The following is a 15,854-nucleotide window of genomic DNA, read 5'->3' as shown; positions in this document are numbered from 1 at the left end:
GTCCTGGGCGTCACCGACGCGCGGACGTGGTAACGGACTTGTGCAGATCAGACAGCGTCGGGGACGGCGACCTGCTCAGACCGCCGCAGACCGGACCAGCCGGGGGGCGAGCACGTTGTCGACCGCCGTCAGCGCCGACCCGATCGCCATGTGCATGTCGAGGTACTGGTACGTGCCGAGCCGTCCGCCGAACAGCACGCCCCGCTCCTCGCGGGCCAGGGCGCGGTAGGCCAGCAGCCGCTCCCGGTCGCCCGTGCCGTTGACCGGGTAGTAGGGCTCGTCGTCCCGGCCCGCCCAGCGCGAACGCTCCCGGACGATCACCGTCGCGTCGTCGGGGTAGCGGCGCTCGGGGTGGAAGTGGCGGAACTCCAGCACCCGCGTCCACGGCACGTCGAGGTCGACGTGGTTGACGACCGACGTCCCCTGGTGGTCGCCGACGGGGAGCACCTCCTGCTCGAGGTCCAGCGTCCGCCACGACAGCGGGCCGTGGACGTCGTCGAAGTACCGGTCCAGCGGGCCCGTGAAGACGACGGGGACCTGCCCGACCGCGGACGCGCGCGACACCGGCTGGGCCGGGTCGAGGAAGTCCGTGCCCAGCCGGACCTCGATGCGGGGGTGGTCGACCATCCGCGCGAACCACGCCGCGTACCCGTCGACCGGCAGGCCCTGGTACGTGTCGTCGAAGTACCGCGTGTCGTAGGTCCACCGCACCGGCAGGCGCGTGATCACCTCCGGCGGCAGCTCGCGCGGGTCCGTCTGCCACTGCTTGGCCGTGTACCCGCGCACGAACGCCTCGTACAGCGGGCGGCCGATCAGCGAGACCGCCTTGTCCTCGAGGTTGTCGGGCACGCCCCGGACCTCCGCGGCCTGCCCGGCCACCAGGGCACGCGCCTGCGCGGGGTCCAGCGCCGTGCGGAAGAACTGGTTGACGGTCGCCAGGCTGAACGGCAGCGGGAACATCTCGCCCCGGTGCCGGGCCCAGACCCGGTGCTCGTACCGCGTGAACGCCGTGAACCGGTTGACGTACTCCCACACGCGCTCGTTCGAGGTGTGGAACAGGTGCGCGCCGTACCGGTGCACCTCGATGCCCGTGCTCGGCTCCGGCGCGGACCAGGCGTTGCCGCCCACGTGGTGCCGACGGTCGACGACGAGCACGTGCAGCCCCAGGTCGTCGGCGCAGCGCCGTGCGACGGTCAGGCCGAACAGCCCGGCACCGACGACGACGAGGTCGGGCCCGCTCATGCGTGCGCCGCTTCCCGCGGGGTCGCCGGCCTCGTCACCGCCCGAGCTGGGCGTACTTCGCCTCGGTCTCGTCCTTCTGCGGACGCCACCACGACTCGTGCGTGCGGTACCAGTCGACCGTCGCGGCGAGACCGTCCTCGAACGTCGTGTACCGGGGCTCCCAGCCGAGCTCGGTGCGCAGCTTGCTCGCGTCGATCGCGTACCGCATGTCGTGGCCCGGGCGGTCGTTGACGTGGTCGTACGCGTCCGCGGGCTGCCCCATGAGCGTGAGGATCTGCTCGATGACGGTCTTGTTGTCCTTCTCGCCGTCCGCGCCGATGAGGTACGTCTCGCCGATGCGGCCGTCCTCGACGATGCGCCACACCGCGGAGTTGTGGTCCTCGACGTGGATCCAGTCGCGCACGTTCTCGCCCGTGCCGTAGAGCTTGGGCCGCACGCCGTCGATCACGTTGGTGATCTGCCGCGGGATGAACTTCTCCACGTGCTGGAACGGACCGTAGTTGTTCGAGCAGTTCGAGATCGTGGCCTGCACGCCGAAGCTGCGCACCCACGCGCGGACCAGCAGGTCCGAGGACGCCTTCGTCGAGGAGTACGGGCTCGACGGGTTGTACGGGGTGTCCGGCGTGAACTTCGCCGGGTCGTCGAGCTCGAGGTCGCCGTAGACCTCGTCGGTCGAGACGTGGTGGTACCGCACGCCGTGGCGCCGGACCGCCTCGAGCAGCTGGTACGTGCCGATGACGTTGGTCCGCACGAACGGCCACGGGTCGTGCAGCGAGTTGTCGTTGTGCGACTCCGCCGCGAAGTGGACGACCAGGTCGACGTCCTTGACGAGCGCGTCCACGATGTCCGGGTCGGCGATGTCGCCCTTGGCGAGCACCACCTTGCCGTCGACCGGGTCGAGGCTGCGCTCGTCGCCGGCGTACGTGAGGGCGTCGAGGACCGTGACGTGCACGTCGGGCCGCTCACGGACGGTCTGGTGGACGAAGTTCGAACCGATGAAGCCGGCTCCACCGGTGACGAGGACGCGCACGAGATTCCCTCCACTGCAGGCTGCGGACGACCCAGCGTAGCGTCGTCACGGGCCCGCGAGGACGCCGCCCGGAGAGCCTCCTGCGCTGCGGCGGCCTCGGCTACTCTGTCCCCGCCGTCGACGCCTCACGCACGCCTCGCCGTCGTCCCCCGCGCGCGCGGGCACGGACGACGATCGGACAGGAGCCCTCCGCATGTCCTTCTACAAGACAGTCGTGGACACCGCCGTCCGCAACTCCAGCCACTCGATCATCCTCGACCTCGTGCCCGCGGGGTCGACGGTGCTGGACGTCGGGTGCGCCTCCGGCTACCTCGCGCGCGCGCTCGTCGAGCGCGGCTGCACGGTCAGCGGCGTCGAGTACGACGCCGCCGACGCCGAGGAGGCGCGCGACGTCCTCGAGCGCCTGGAGATCGCCGACCTCAACGCGCGCGCGCTCGACGACATCTTCGAGCCCGGCACCTTCGACGCCGTGGTGTTCGGCGACGTGCTCGAGCACGTCCTGGACCCGGCCGCCGCGCTGCGCAGCGCCCGTGCGCTGCTGCGCCCCGGCGGCGCCGTGATCGTCTCCATCCCCAACGTGGCGCACGGGGCCCTGCGGCTCTCGCTGCTGCTGGGCGAGTGGGACTACCAGGACACGGGCCTGCTCGACCGCACGCACATCCGCTTCTACACCCACGACTCCCTGGTCGGGCTCCTGCGCAGCGCCGGGCTCGCGCCCACCGAGATCCACGCGACCGTGTTCGACCCGCTGGGCACCGAGGTGCCGATCGACGCCGGCCGGCTGCCCGCGCCCGTGGTCGAGTGGGTGCGCGACCAGCCGCACGCCTCGGTGTACCAGTTCGTGCTGCGCGCCGAGCCCTCCGAGGACCCCGCCGCGGTCGAGGTGCCCGACGTGCGCCCCGCCGTGCAGCTCGAGCGTCCGCACGACGAGCACACGCGCCGCGCCGAGGAGGTGCAGGCGCTCGTCGAGGCCGCGTCCTCCGACGCGCAGACCCAGGCCACGACCATCACCGACCTGCGCCACCGGCTCATGACCAGCCGGGACCACGCGATCGGCGCCGAGGCCGAGCTCGGCGTCGCGCGGCGCGAGCTGGAGTGGGCGCACGCCGAGATCGGCAAGGCGCAGGCCGACGCGATCGACGCGCACGCCCGCCTGCGTGCCGCGCTCGACGAGGTGACTGCGCTGCGGCAGCAGATGCGTCGCGCGCACCTGCTGGGCCCGATCGTGCCCATCGGGCGCCGGGTCAAGGCCGCGGCACGGCGGGCCGTCCGCGGATGAGCGCCTCGGGGGGGCCGCTGTTCTCGATCGTCACGCCGGTGTACGAGCCGCCGCTCGACGCCCTGCGCGCGATGGTCCGGTCCGTGCGTTCGCAGTCCTTCGAGGACTGGGAGCTCGTCGTGGTCGACGACCGCTCGCCGAGCGAGGCGGTGCGCGACGTGCTGCGGGAGGCGGCGCGCGAGGACCCGCGCGTCCGGCTCGTCGAGCGGCAGACCAACGGGCGGATCGTCGCCGCGTCGAACGACGGCGTCGAGGCCGCGCGCGGCGAGTTCGTCGTCCTGGTCGACCACGACGACGAGCTCGCCGTGGGAGCGCTCGCCCGGGTCGCCCGGGAGATCGAGGCGCACCCGGACGTCGACTACGTGTACTCGGACGAGGACAAGATCGACGCGCAGGGGCAGCACTACGACGAGTTCCGCAAGCCGGACTGGTCGCCCGAGCGCCTGCGCGGGCAGATGTACACCGGGCACCTCTCGGTGCTGCGGACCAGCCTCGTGCGCGAGGTCGGGGCCTTCCGGCCCGGGTACGACGGCTCGCAGGACCACGACCTCGTGCTGCGGGTGACCGAGCGTGCCCGTCTCGTGCGGCACATCCCCGAGGTGCTGTACCACTGGCGGGTCGTGCCCGGGTCGGCGGCCGGCGACGCGAACGCCAAGCCGTACGCGTGGGACGCGGGCCGGCGCGCGGTCGCCGACCAGATGCGCCGGCTCGGCATCGCCGGCACCGCCGAGTTCGGGCCGTGGCCGGGCACGTACCGGGTCGCCCGGGTCGCCGACCCGAACGTCACGGTGAGCGTGGTGATCCCGACCCGCGGGGGCGTCGGCCACGTGTGGGGCGAGTCGCGCTGCTTCGTGGTCGAGGCCGTCCGGTCGCTGCTGGAGCACACCCGGCACCCGCACCTGGAGATCGTCGTGGTCTACGACGAGCCGACCCCGGCGCACGTCCTCGACCAGCTGCGCGTCGTGGCCGGCGACCGGCTCGTGCTCGTGCCGTTCGGCGGGCCGTTCAACTTCAGCGCGAAGTGCAACGTCGGGGTGCTGGCCAGCTCGGGCGACGTCGTGATCCTCATGAACGACGACGTCGAGGTCCGCAGCGACGCCGTCGTCGAGGGCCTCATCGCCCCGCTCTCCGAGCCCGACGTCGGGATGACGGGCGCCCGGCTGGTGTTCGCCGACGGCCGCCTCCAGCACGGCGGGCACGTGTACGCCAACGGGCACCTCGCGCACGCCTTCACCGGTGCGCTGCCCGACGAGCCGGGACCGTTCGCCGCGCTCAAGGTCAACCGGGAGTGCTCGGGCCTGACAGCGGCGTTCGTCGCGCTGCGCCGCGAGACCTACGACGCGGTCGGGGGGCTCGCCGAGCGCCTGCCGGTGAACTTCAACGACGTCGACCTGTCGATGAAGATCGCCTCCGCGGGGCTGCGCATGCTCTGGCTCGCGGACGTCGAGCTGTACCACTTCGAGTCCCAGACCCGGGTGCCCGAGGTCCGGCCGGAGGAGTACCTCTTCGTCACCCGGCGCTGGGTGATCCCGGAGCGGGACCGGTACCTGCCCACCGAGGTGCCGCGCTTCTGAGCGGGGTCCCGGCAGGCCGCGCGCCGGTCGCAGGGACAGGACGAGGGCCGGTCCGCACGCAGCAGGCGTGCGGACCGGCCCTCGTCCGTGGTCGGTCGGTGCCCGACCGCGTCAGTCCTCGACGCTGAAGGTCGTCGCGACCGCCACCGAGCCCACGGAGCGGGCGTCCTCGGTCTCGATCGTGAAGTGCGCCGCCTCGGGCACGCCGTGCAGCTCGGTGCCGTCGTTCGTGCCGAGCGAGGCCTGGACGACGTACTCGCCCTCCGAGAGGGGCAGGTCGGCGAGGTGGAACTCGTACCGGCCCACCCCGTCCAGCGTCGCGAGCGGGATGCCCATCAGGCGCGTGTTCGTGCCGTAGAGCACCGTGCCCAGGGTGGTCGCGACGCCGACCCCGATCTCCCAGGACTCCAGCGGGGCGTCGGACTCGACCTCCATGGCGACGGACAGGCCCTCGCCGGGCTTGAGCGCGGGGCGGCCGACGGCGCCGGAGTCCGAGCGCAGCGCGATGCCGTTGAACCGGGCGCGCGGCTGCGTGCGACCGGTGTCCCGCTCGGCGACCTGCGCGGCCTTCTCGATCTCCTCCTGGCGCGTGGACTCGAACTCCGCGCGCAGCACCTTGAGCGCGTCGCGGGGTGCGCCGTCTGCCGCGACCACGCCGTGCTCGAGCACGACGGCACGGTCGCAGAACTCCGCGACCTGGTCGAGGCTGTGCGTGACGAGGACGATCGTGCGCCCCTCGGACTGGAACTGCCGGATGCGCTCGAGGCACTTGCGCTGGAACGGCTCGTCGCCGACCGCCAGCACCTCGTCGACGAGCAGGATGTCGGGGTCGACGTGCACGGCGACCGCGAAGGCCAGGCGCACGTACATGCCCGAGGAGTAGAACTTCACCTGGGTGTCGATGAACTGCTCGATGCCCGAGAAGTCGACGATCGCGTCGAAGTGCCTGGCGATCTCGGCGCGGGACAGCCCGAGGATCGAGGCGTTGAGGTAGACGTTCTCCCGGCCCGTGAGGTCGGGGTGGAACCCTGCCCCGAGCTCGAGCAGCGCCGCCAGGCGGCCGCGCAGCAGGACCTGGCCGGACGTGGGCTGCAGGATCCCGCCGATGGTCTTCAGCAGGGTGCTCTTGCCCGAGCCGTTGGGGCCGATGAGCCCGACGGTGGTGCCGGCGTGGATGTCGAGGGAGACGTCCCGCAGCGCCCAGAAGTCCTCCTTGTGCTTGTTCGAGCGGCCGAAGTTGACCAGCCGCTCCTTGAGGGACTTCTCCTTGCGGATGACGAACCGCTTGGACACGTCGTCGACGCGGATCACGGTGGGGGCGTTCATCACAGCTCCTGGGCGAAGTTGCTCTGCAGACGGGCGAACACGCGCTGGCTCAGCCACAGGACGACCGTCCCGACGAGGAGCGCGACCGCGAGGCTCGCGGCGAGGTCGGGCGGCACGGGCTGCCCGTCGCCGGCGACCCAGAACGTCTGCTGGAACCCGAGGACGATCAGCGTGATCGGGTTGGACAGGTACGCGGTCTCGACCCAGGTGCCCGACAGGCCGGCCTCGGTGAGGGCGCCGGTGACCAGGCCCCACGAGTACACGACCGGCGAGGCCCAGAAGAAGATCAGCAGGAAGACCTCGACGAGGTACTGCACGTCGCGCAGGTACACGTTGAGCCCCGACAGCAGCAGCGCGAGCGCGGTCGCCCAGACGTACAGCACGAGGACCGCGAGCGGCAGGTACAGCCACCTCGTCCCCAGGGGGATCTGCCCGGCCACGACGGTGGCCACGGTGAGGATCGCGAGCTGGATGACGAAGTTCACCGACGTGGACCCGACGACGCTGAGCGGGAAGACCTCGCGCGGCAGGTACACCTTCTTCACCAGGCCGGAGTTCGCGACGATCGACGACGTGCCGGTGCTGACGATCTCGCTGAACAGCGTCCATGCCGTCAGGCCGCAGTAGACGAAGATCGCGAAGCTCGGGATGTTGCGCTCGGCGCCGAGGAACTTGCCGAGGGCGATGTAGTAGATCAGCAGCATCGTCAGCGGCCGGATCAGCGTCCACAGGAAGCCGAGGGCGCTGTCCTTGTACCGGGCCTTGAGCTCGCGGCGCACGAGGTGCCCCATGAGCTCGCGGTGCGCGACGATGTCGCGGATCGAGGAGACGGTCCCCGTCGCGAACCCGGGACGCGGTCCCGCGATGCGCATGGGCTGCTCGACGAGCGCTGCTGCGCGTGCGGAAGCCTGATCAGTCATGTGCCCTCTCGTGGGTGTGCGGTCTCTCGCGTCCGTCCCGCGCCGCGGCCCGCGGCCGTGGCGTCCGGGCGGTGCGGTCCGTCCGGGGGCGCTGCGCCGCCCGACGGCCCCCCGGACGTCGAAAACGCCCTCACCCTACTCGCGGCGGGACCGCGGGCGTGGGCCTGCCGCGAACCGGTCGTACCGTGCACGCCGCGGGCGCGCCGGACGGTAGTGTGACGCCCCGGACGTGACCGTCCTCGCCGCGGGGCACGGGCGAGCCGCCCCCCGCGCGCAACGAGCCGCGAGCCCCGTCGCGCCGCAGCCGCTGGAGGTGCAGTGACCCGCACGTCGACCGTGCTCCCACCGACGACCCGACCCGGGACCGTGTCGGTCGTCCTCGTCAACTACAAGGGGGCCGACGACACGATCGCGTGCCTGCGCGCCTTCGACGAGGTCGAGTGGCCGGCGGACGCCCTGGAGCTGATCGTCGTCGACAACGACTCCGGGGACGGCAGCGCCGAGCGCATCGCGCAGGCGGTGCCGCGGGCGAAGGTCGTCGAGTCCGGCGGCAACCTCGGCTTCGCCGGCGGGTGCAACCTGGGCGTGCAGCACGCCGCGGGGGAGTGGGTCGGCTTCATCAACAACGACGCCCGCCCCGGGCCGCGGTGGATCGCCGCGGCCGTCGAGGCCATGCAGGCCGACCCGACGGTCGGTGCGGTCGCCTCGAAGGTCCTCGACTGGGAGGGCAACCTCGTCGACTACGTCGACGGGTCGCTGACCTGGTACGGCATGGGCTACAAGCGCGAGGCGGAGCGCCCCGACTCGGCCGAGTACGACGTGCCGAAGGACGTGCTGTTCGGCACCGGCGCGGCGATGTTCGTCCCCACGGCCCTGTACCGCGAGGTCGGCGGGTTCGACGAGCGGTTCTTCATGTTCTACGAGGACGTCGACCTGGGCTGGCGCCTCAACGTGCTCGGGCACCGGGTGCGCTACGTCCCGGAGTCGCTCGCGTTCCACAAGCACCACGTGACGATGAAGAAGTTCGGCAACTTCCGCGAGAGCTACCTGCTCGAGCGCAACGCGCTGCTGTCGATGTACAAGAACCTCGACGACGAGTCGCTCGCCAAGGCGCTGCCGGCGGCGCTCGCGCTGACCGTGCGGCGCTCGGTCGCCCGCACCGGCGTCGACGCGACGCTGCTGGACCTGCAGCTCTCGCCCGGCGGTGACGACGTCGGCACCGTCGAGGTGCCGAAGATGGCGCTGACCGGCCCCTACGCGATCGACTACTTCGTCGACCAGTTCCCCGAGCTCGCGCAGTCGCGGGCCGAGCTGCAGGCGAAGCGACGGCGCTCGGACCGCGAGCTCTTCCCGCTGTTCCGGCACGCCATCGAGCCCGCGTACGGGTTCCCGGGGTACCTCGAGGCGCACGGCCACCTCGTCGAGGCCTTCGGCATCGCCGAGCACTTCGTCTCGAAGCAGCGCGTGCTCGTCGTGACCGGCGAGCCCCTGCTCGAGCGCATGGCCGGCCCCGCGATCCGCGCGTGGGAGATCGCCCGCGCCCTCGGCGGCGAGCACGACGTGCGCCTGCTGTCGACCGCCGGCGCCCGGATCGAGGGCGACGGGTTCGAGGTCGTGCACGCCACGGGCCGCGCGCTGCGCGAGCAGACCGACTGGGCGGACGTCATCGTCTTCCAGGGCTTCCTGCTCGAGGGCGCGCCGTGGCTCAAGGACAGCTCGAAGATCCTCGTCGCCGACGTCTACGACCCGATGCACCTCGAGCAGCTCGAGCAGGCGCGCGACCTCGGGCCCGAGGGCCGGGCGTCGGCCGTGCGCGAGACCACGCGCGTGCTCAACGAGCAGCTGCGCCGCGCGGACCTCGTGCTGTGCGCGTCGGAGAAGCAGCGGGACTTCTGGCTGGGGCAGCTCGCCGGGCAGGGCCGCGTCAACCCGACCGTGTACGACGAGGACGCCAGCCTCGACTCGCTCGTCGCGGTCGTGCCGTTCGGCCTGGCGGACGACGAGCCCGTGCAGCGGCGCCACGCGATCCGCGGGACCGTGCCCGGCATCGGCGCGGACGACAAGCTCGTGCTCTGGGGCGGCGGCGTCTACAACTGGTTCGACCCGCTGACCCTCGTGCGGGCGGTCGACCGGCTGCGCGAGCGGCGCCCCGACGTGCGGCTGTACTTCCTCGGCCTCAAGCACCCGAACCCCGGCGTGCCGGACATGCGGGTCGCGTGGGAGCTGCGCCAGCTCAGCGACGAGCTCGGGCTGACCGGGACGCACGTCTTCTTCAACGAGGGCTGGGTGCCCTACAAGGAGCGCGCCGACTACCTGCTCGACGCGGACCTCGGCGTCTCGACGCACTTCCACCACGTGGAGACGGCGTTCAGCTTCCGCACCCGGATCCTGGACTACCTGTGGGCCGGGCTGCCGATCGTCGCGACCGACGGGGACACGTTCGGGAGCCTGATCGAGCGGCACGGCCTGGGCCGCGTGGTGCCGCCGCAGGACGTCGACGCGCTCGTCGACGCCCTGGAGACGTACCTGTACGACGAGGACGCGGTCGCCGCCGCGCGGGCCGGCGTGCGGGAGTTCGCCGACTCGTACCGGTGGGCGCAGGTGCTTGCGCCGCTCGTCGAGTTCTGCCGCTTCCCGCGCCGAGCCGCGGACCTGCAGTACGAGCTGGGCGACCCGCAGGTGCGGGCCGAGCCGTTCCACCGGCGGACGGGCCTGCGCGAGGACATCCGGCTGGCCCGGGACTACCTCGCTGCCGGGGGGGTGCGCGAGGTCGCCTCGCGCGCCGGAGGACGGGTGCGCCGTGTGCTCGGCCGATCGACGAACGCGGGAGCGTGAGCAGCATGAAGGTCTTCGTCCAGGTCCCCTGCCTCAACGAGGAGGAGACCCTCCCCGCGGTGCTCGCGTCGATCCCGCGCAGCATCGAGGGCGTCGACGAGCTGGAGATCCTCGTGATCGACGACGGCTCGACGGACCGCACCGTCGAGGTGGCCCGCGCGCTCGGCGTGCGGCATTTCGTGCGGCACGCCCGCAACATGGGGCTGGCCCGCTCGTTCCGTGACGGCGTCGACTACGCGCTCGCGCACGGGGCGGACATCGTCGTCAACACCGACGGCGACAACCAGTACCCGCAGGACCGCATCCCCGACCTCGTCGCGCCGATCATCGCGGGCCGCGCGGACATCGTGATCGCGGACCGCCAGACGCAGACGATCGCGCACTTCTCCCCGTTCAAGAAATTCATGCAGAAGGTCGGCAGCGCCGTCGTCAACGGTGCCGCCGACACGGACCTGCCCGACGCCGCGAGCGGGTTCCGCGCCTACTCGCGCTCCTCGCTGCTGCGCCTGAACATCGTCACCGAGTTCAGCTACTGCATGGAGACGATCATCCAGGCGGGGCACAAGCGCCTGCGCATCGAGAGCGTCCCGGTCGAGACCAACGCCAAGACGCGTGAGTCGCGGCTGTTCCGGAACATTTTCCACCACATGGCGAAGTCTGGGTCGGCGATCGTCCGCAGCTACCTGATGTTCAAGCCGCAGGCGGTGTTCACGGTGCTGACCGTGACGTTCGCGGTGGTCGCGGCGATCCCGTTCGTGCGCTTCCTGGTCATCTGGCTGTCCGGCGGTGACACGAACGGCAACGTCCAGTCCCTGATCTTCGGGTCGATCATGGCCGTGGCCGCGCTGCTCGCGCTCGCGCTCGGCGTGCTGTCCGACCTGCAGCGCACCAACCGGATCCTGCTGGAGGACCAGCTGGAGCGGATCAAGGCCGTGCAGTACCGCGACGCGTTCACCGCCGGTGGGCCGATCGAGGGACGCAGCGGCGCGCCTGCCCAGAACGCGCCCGCGCGCGCCGATGTGACGGCAGGATGACGCCAGGTCATTCCTGACCTCACGTCCCTGACCTCGCGGAGGCACGGTGCTCCAGGCCCTTTCCCGACCACTCGCCGCGGCGGTCGGTCTGTCCCTCGTCCTGGTGGCACCGGCGGCGGCCGTCGGTGACGACGGGACCGACGAGGTGCAGGGCACCTTCGTCCGTCTCGCCGTGGAGCTGCGCGACGGCGGCCACCTCGAGCTGACCGGCATCGAGCGGCCCGACGGGTCGTGGCTGCGGGTCGACCCGGCGACGGTCGAGGACGTGGTCGGCGGGTCGGAGGTCGTCGCCACGGTCGAGGACGCGTCGGCGGCACCGACCGCGGTGCTCGACGAGGACGCGGGCACGCCGGTGGTCTCCGTCGACGTCGTCGAGACGCCGACACTCGCCGCGGCCGCGGCCGAGCCGACGGTCGCGACCACGACGCGCGAGGTCGACGTGGTCGTCGCGCGGATGGCCGGCGTCGACATGGCGCCCGCGAGCGCCGCGACCGTCGCGGCCGACGTGACGGACCACGTCGCCCCCTACTGGTCGGACCAGACGGCCGGCGGCGTCGACCTCGTCGTCGACGAGCAGGTCACCGCGCCGACCTACACGTCCTGGGGCAGCGAGTGGACGTGCACCGACACGCAGATCCTCGCCCTGATGAGCTGGGCGGAGCAGCAGGTGACCGACAGGACGACGCCGGGCCACGTGGTGCTCGAGACGCCGATCGTCCTGTGCCCCTTCCTGGGCGTCGCCACCGTGTCCGACGGGGGCGTCGTGTGGCTCAACGCCCCCGACGTCGACTCGGGCCTGCCGCGGCTGCGGCCGGGCACGCTCGCGCACGAGATCGGGCACAACCTGCTGCTCGGCCACTCGGACCTGCGCGGGTACTGCGGGCTGGACTCGCGGTCCGCGGACGGCTCGGCCGACCAGTGCCAGGAGCAGGAGTACGGCGACCTCTACGACATCATGGGCGCCGCGACGGGGGAGATGGGCTCGCTCAGCGGTGCGCACCTGCACACCCTCGGCCTCGCCCCGGAGGGCTCGTGGGTCGAGGCCACCGGCACGCAGACCGTCACGCTGCAGCCCGTGGGCGGGCTGACGGGCCAGCGCTTCCTCGAGCTGCCCGGCGACGGCGTCACCCACGTCGTCGAGCTGCGCACCGCGGTGGGCCGTGACGCGTTCGTCGGGACGAACCCGTCCGCGACGTTCGGACCGGGTGTGGTCGTGCGGCGCATCGACCCCGCGGGCCCCGGGCAGCACACGGCCCTGCTCGTCGCCGACGTCGCCGCCGAGCAGATCGAGCTCGGCACCGGTGACTCGTTCGCCACCGAGGACGGCCGCTGGTCCGTCGAGGTGACGTCGCTCGGCGGCACGGCCACGCTCGACGTGACGCACCACGCCCCCGCGGCCCGGCCGACCGACGTGACGGTCACGCCGACGACCACGGTCGAGGGCGAGGCCTGGACGTCGGCGCAAGAGCCGACCGTGACGTGGACCGCCGACGAGCTCGAGGGCAACACCGGCTTCGAGGTCGTCGAGCTGGCGTCCGGCCTCGTCGTCGCGGCTGCCGGCGACGCGCGGTCGGCGGACGTCGCGCTCCCCGAGGGCGCGGCGTACCTCGCCGTCCGCACGGTCGCGGCGAACGGCGCGGTGCGCTGGTCGTCGCTCACGCCCGTCCAGGTCGACCGCACGGCGCCGGTGTTCGCCTCCGTCCCGCAGGTCCGGCTGCGCGGCGGCTCCGTGAGCACGTCGTGGGGCGTGCCGGTCCGGCTCGCGTGGCAGGCCACCGACGCCGGCCTGCTGACCGGTGCCGAGGTCGAGGGCCCCGGCGGCGAAGGGCTCGCGCCGGGCGCGTCGGCGCTCGGGACGAGCGTCACGCCCGGCCCGTCGGCATGGACGGTGCGGGTCGAGGACGCGGTCGGCGCGTCGGCGCAGGCGTCGGAGCAGACGACGCTCGTCGCGCGTGCCGAGTCGGCCGCCGCCCCCACCGGTACGTGGAGCACCGTTGCGGACACCCGTCACCTCGACGGGCGGGCGATGCGCTCGTCCAAGCGACTGTCCGCCATGAGCTACACCTTCACGGGCAGCTCCATCGGGTGGATCGCCACGAAGAGCGCGAACTCCGGCCGTGTCACCGTGTACGTCGACGGTGCCAAGCAGGGCACGGTCGATCTGCAGGCCTCGGCGAGCGCGTTCCGTCAGGTCGTCTTCACCAAGACCTGGCCGACCGCTGGGAAGCACACCATCCGCATCGTCTCGCAGGGCACCGCCGGCCGGCCCTACGTCTACTCGGACGGGTTCGCGGTCCTGAAGTGACGGGTGCCGCGCGGGGGCCACGGCCCCCGCGCGGACGCCCGCGTCGAGGTCCTCGCGGTCAGCGCAGGAGCCGCACCACCTGCGCGCGGGGGGTGTCCGACCCGTGCCACACCGACCGTCGCACGGCCAGGGCCGCGGGCACGCGGACGAGCGCGTGGGCGTACCCCCGCACGCGGGCCCGTGTCGCGGGGTCGCGCGGACCGTCGCGCAGCAGCGCGCGCACGGTCCCCGCGCCCTGGCGCAGCCACGCCCGGACGACCACGGGCCACGGCGCGTGCCGGGTGGCGACGACGAGCGAGTTGCGCGTGTTCTGGTACCGGAACAGGGGGGACGCGGTGCCCGAGCTCTGCGCGTGCCGGTGGTGCGCCACGGCCGTCGGCGCGTGGACGACCTCCCAGCCGGCGGCGCGCAGCCGCCACGACAGGTCGGTGTCCTCGTAGTAGAGGAACAGGTCGGCGTCGATCCCGCCGACCTCGTCGACGGCCGCCCGGCGCAGCAGCACGGCGCCCCCGCAGAACCCGAACACGGGGCCGGGGCCGTGCTCGGTGCCGGCGACGGCGAGCCAGTCGCGGTCGTGGCCGGCGCCGTCGGGGCCGACGACGTTCCCCGTGGAGTTCACGAGCCGGACCGCGCCCGGGGCGTCCGCCGTCGTGGGTGCCCAGCGACGGCCGTCGGGCGCGACGAACGCGGCGTCCTGGTCCGCGCCCGCCGGCGCGTACCAGCCCTCCAGGAGGATCGTCGCGGTGGCCGCCGCGACCTGCGACCCCTCGGGGCCGTCGACGACGTCGAGCAGCGCCGCGACGCCGTCGGGCTCCAGCCGCGCGTCGTTGTTGAGCAGGAGGACGTGCCGCCCCCGGGCGTGGCGCCACCCGAGGTCGACGCCCCCGGCGAACCCGAGGTTGCGCCCGGCGCGCACGACCCGCACGCCGGGCCGTCGGGCGAGGAGCTCCGCGGTGCCGTCGGTCGACGCGTTGTCGACGACCACCACCTCGGTGCGGTCCCGGGCCGTCTGCGCGTCGAGAGAGTCGAGGCACGCGTCGAGCAGGTGGGCGCCGTTCCATGTCACGACGAGCGCCGTGACGGCCGGCTGCGCGGCGGTCACCGGGCCACCTCGCCGTAGACGGCGGCCGTCGCCGACGCGGCGTGGTCCCACGTGCGGCCGGTCGAGCCGGCCAGGGCACCGGCCGCGAGCTCGGCGTGCGCCGGCCCCGCGACGGTCAGCAGGGCCCGGCTGATCGCGTCGACGTCACCGGGGTCGACCAGCACGCCGCCGTCGCCGACGAACTCCGCCATCGACGTGCCGGCGCTGGTCACGACGGGCACCCCGTGCGCCATCGCCTCGAGCACCGGCATGCCGAACCCTTCCCACCAGGACGGGAAGCAGAAGGCGCGGGCACCCGCGTACGCAGCGTGCAGGTCGGCGTCGTCGAGGCGGCCCAGCAGGTGGAGCCGCTCGGCCGGGGCGCCCGCCAGGGCACGCTCGACGTCCGCGGCCGCCTCGCCCCAGCCGGCGGGTCCGACGAGGGCCAGGTCGAGGTCGAGGCCGTCGTCGAGCGCCGCGGCCCACGCGCGGACCAGGCCCGCCAGGTTCTTGCGCGGCTCGAGGGTGCCGCACCACAGGAGGTAGGGCCGGACCAGGCCGACGCGCGCGTGCAGCTCGGCGACCTGGTCGGGGCCGACCGTCGGGACCCGCACGCCGTGCGGGACGACGTGCACCCGTGCGGCGTCGATGCCGTGCCGCACGCAGTCGTCCGCGGTGGTCCGTGACGGGACGACGACCGCGTCGGCCTCGGCGCGCACGATCTCGAGGGCCCGGCGGAAGAACGCGACCCCCCGGGCCGTGAAGTGCTCCGGGGTGCGCAGGAACGCCAGGTCGTGGACGGTGACGACCAGCGGCGCGCGCCGGGGCGGCACCGCCCAGGTCGTCGCGTGCACCACGTCGACGTCGTGAGCGCCGCGGGGGAGCGGGCCGCCGCGCCACCGGTGCCACAGCTCGTACATCGCGGTCCGGGGCAGGTGCGACGTCGCCACCGGCACCGCCGACCCGTCGTCCGGGGCGTCGGGGACCGTGCCGTGGCCCCGCGCCGCGAGGCCCACGACGCGGGCGTGCGTGCCGGCGCCGAGCGCGGCGACCAGCTCCCGCACGTAGGTCCCCGACCCGCCGGGGACGGGCTGCCAGAGCTGCTCGACGGTCAGGGCGACGGTCGGTACGTGCGTGGACATGTCCGGCAGCCTAGGGCTGTCCGTCCCGGCCCCGGCCCCCGGACGAGCGACTAGACTCGGGGCCGCCGTGCCGGGCGAGGGGCGAC

Annotated in this window: 11 protein-coding genes; 5 read left to right on the top strand and 6 right to left on the bottom strand. The window is 73.1% G+C overall.

Going from position 1 to position 15,854, the window contains the following annotated elements:
• Nucleotides 1–75: 75 nt before the first annotated feature.
• Both glf and rfbB read right to left on the bottom strand, forming a co-directional pair.
• A complete protein-coding gene (glf, locus tag BKA21_RS03975; protein ID WP_140458535.1) occupies nt 76–1,242 on the bottom strand; it encodes a UDP-galactopyranose mutase in 1,167 nt (388 codons plus the stop codon).
• 34 nt (nt 1,243–1,276) lie between these two features.
• Entirely contained in the window at nt 1,277–2,272 is a 996-nt protein-coding gene (gene rfbB, locus BKA21_RS03970) for a dTDP-glucose 4,6-dehydratase (protein ID WP_140458536.1), read from the bottom strand.
• A 193-nt stretch (nt 2,273–2,465) separates the two neighbouring features.
• Between rfbB and BKA21_RS03965 the strand changes: the two genes are divergently transcribed.
• Both BKA21_RS03965 and BKA21_RS03960 read left to right on the top strand, forming a co-directional pair.
• The gene (locus BKA21_RS03965; protein WP_140458537.1) at nt 2,466–3,551 is read left to right on the top strand and encodes a class I SAM-dependent methyltransferase; all 1,086 of its coding nucleotides are present in this window, start codon (nt 2,466–2,468) and stop codon (nt 3,549–3,551) included.
• On the top strand, nt 3,548–5,125 hold the full coding sequence (locus BKA21_RS03960; protein ID WP_140458538.1) for a glycosyltransferase family 2 protein: 1,578 nt from the start codon (nt 3,548–3,550) through the stop codon (nt 5,123–5,125). The genes BKA21_RS03965 and BKA21_RS03960 overlap by 4 nt, the downstream gene beginning before the upstream one ends.
• A gap of 111 nt (nt 5,126–5,236) precedes the next feature.
• Here BKA21_RS03960 and BKA21_RS03955 read toward each other — a convergent pair whose 3' ends face one another.
• Together BKA21_RS03955 and BKA21_RS03950 are read right to left on the bottom strand one after the other, a co-directional pair.
• The gene (locus tag BKA21_RS03955) at nt 5,237–6,451 is read right to left on the bottom strand and encodes an ABC transporter ATP-binding protein (RefSeq protein WP_140458539.1); all 1,215 of its coding nucleotides are present in this window, start codon (nt 6,449–6,451) and stop codon (nt 5,237–5,239) included.
• A complete protein-coding gene (locus tag BKA21_RS03950) occupies nt 6,451–7,371 on the bottom strand; it encodes an ABC transporter permease (RefSeq protein ID WP_140458540.1) in 921 nt (306 codons plus the stop codon). The genes BKA21_RS03955 and BKA21_RS03950 overlap by 1 nt, the downstream gene beginning before the upstream one ends.
• A gap of 318 nt (nt 7,372–7,689) precedes the next feature.
• Here BKA21_RS03950 and BKA21_RS19890 point away from each other — a divergent pair, with 318 nt between their 5' ends.
• Genes BKA21_RS19890 through BKA21_RS03935 form a run of 3 tightly spaced genes read left to right on the top strand, consistent with a single transcriptional unit; the run spans nt 7,690 to nt 13,545 of the window.
• Nucleotides 7,690–10,206: a glycosyltransferase gene (locus BKA21_RS19890; RefSeq protein WP_239072925.1), complete on the top strand. Its 2,517-nt coding sequence runs from the start codon at nt 7,690–7,692 to the stop codon at nt 10,204–10,206.
• A gap of 5 nt (nt 10,207–10,211) precedes the next feature.
• Nucleotides 10,212–11,240 (top strand): glycosyltransferase family 2 protein, encoded by a 1,029-nt coding sequence (locus tag BKA21_RS03940; RefSeq protein ID WP_140458541.1) that lies wholly within the window; start codon nt 10,212–10,214, stop codon nt 11,238–11,240.
• Between the two features lie 46 nt (nt 11,241–11,286).
• Entirely contained in the window at nt 11,287–13,545 is a 2,259-nt protein-coding gene (locus BKA21_RS03935; protein WP_140458542.1) for a hypothetical protein, read from the top strand.
• A gap of 58 nt (nt 13,546–13,603) precedes the next feature.
• Here BKA21_RS03935 and BKA21_RS20090 read toward each other — a convergent pair whose 3' ends face one another.
• Nucleotides 13,604–14,647 (bottom strand): glycosyltransferase family 2 protein, encoded by a 1,044-nt coding sequence (locus BKA21_RS20090; RefSeq protein WP_170208975.1) that lies wholly within the window; start codon nt 14,645–14,647, stop codon nt 13,604–13,606.
• Nucleotides 14,644–15,768: a glycosyltransferase family 4 protein gene (locus BKA21_RS03925; protein ID WP_140458544.1), complete on the bottom strand. Its 1,125-nt coding sequence runs from the start codon at nt 15,766–15,768 to the stop codon at nt 14,644–14,646. The genes BKA21_RS20090 and BKA21_RS03925 overlap by 4 nt, the downstream gene beginning before the upstream one ends.
• Nucleotides 15,769–15,854: the final 86 nt, after the last annotated feature.

Origin of the sequence: Cellulomonas oligotrophica, from assembly GCF_013409875.1 — a bacterium.
Taxonomy (GTDB): Bacteria; Actinomycetota; Actinomycetes; order Actinomycetales; family Cellulomonadaceae; genus Cellulomonas; species Cellulomonas oligotrophica.
Note: the sequence above shows the minus strand (reverse complement) of the source record. Positions and strands in the feature narration are given on the sequence as shown.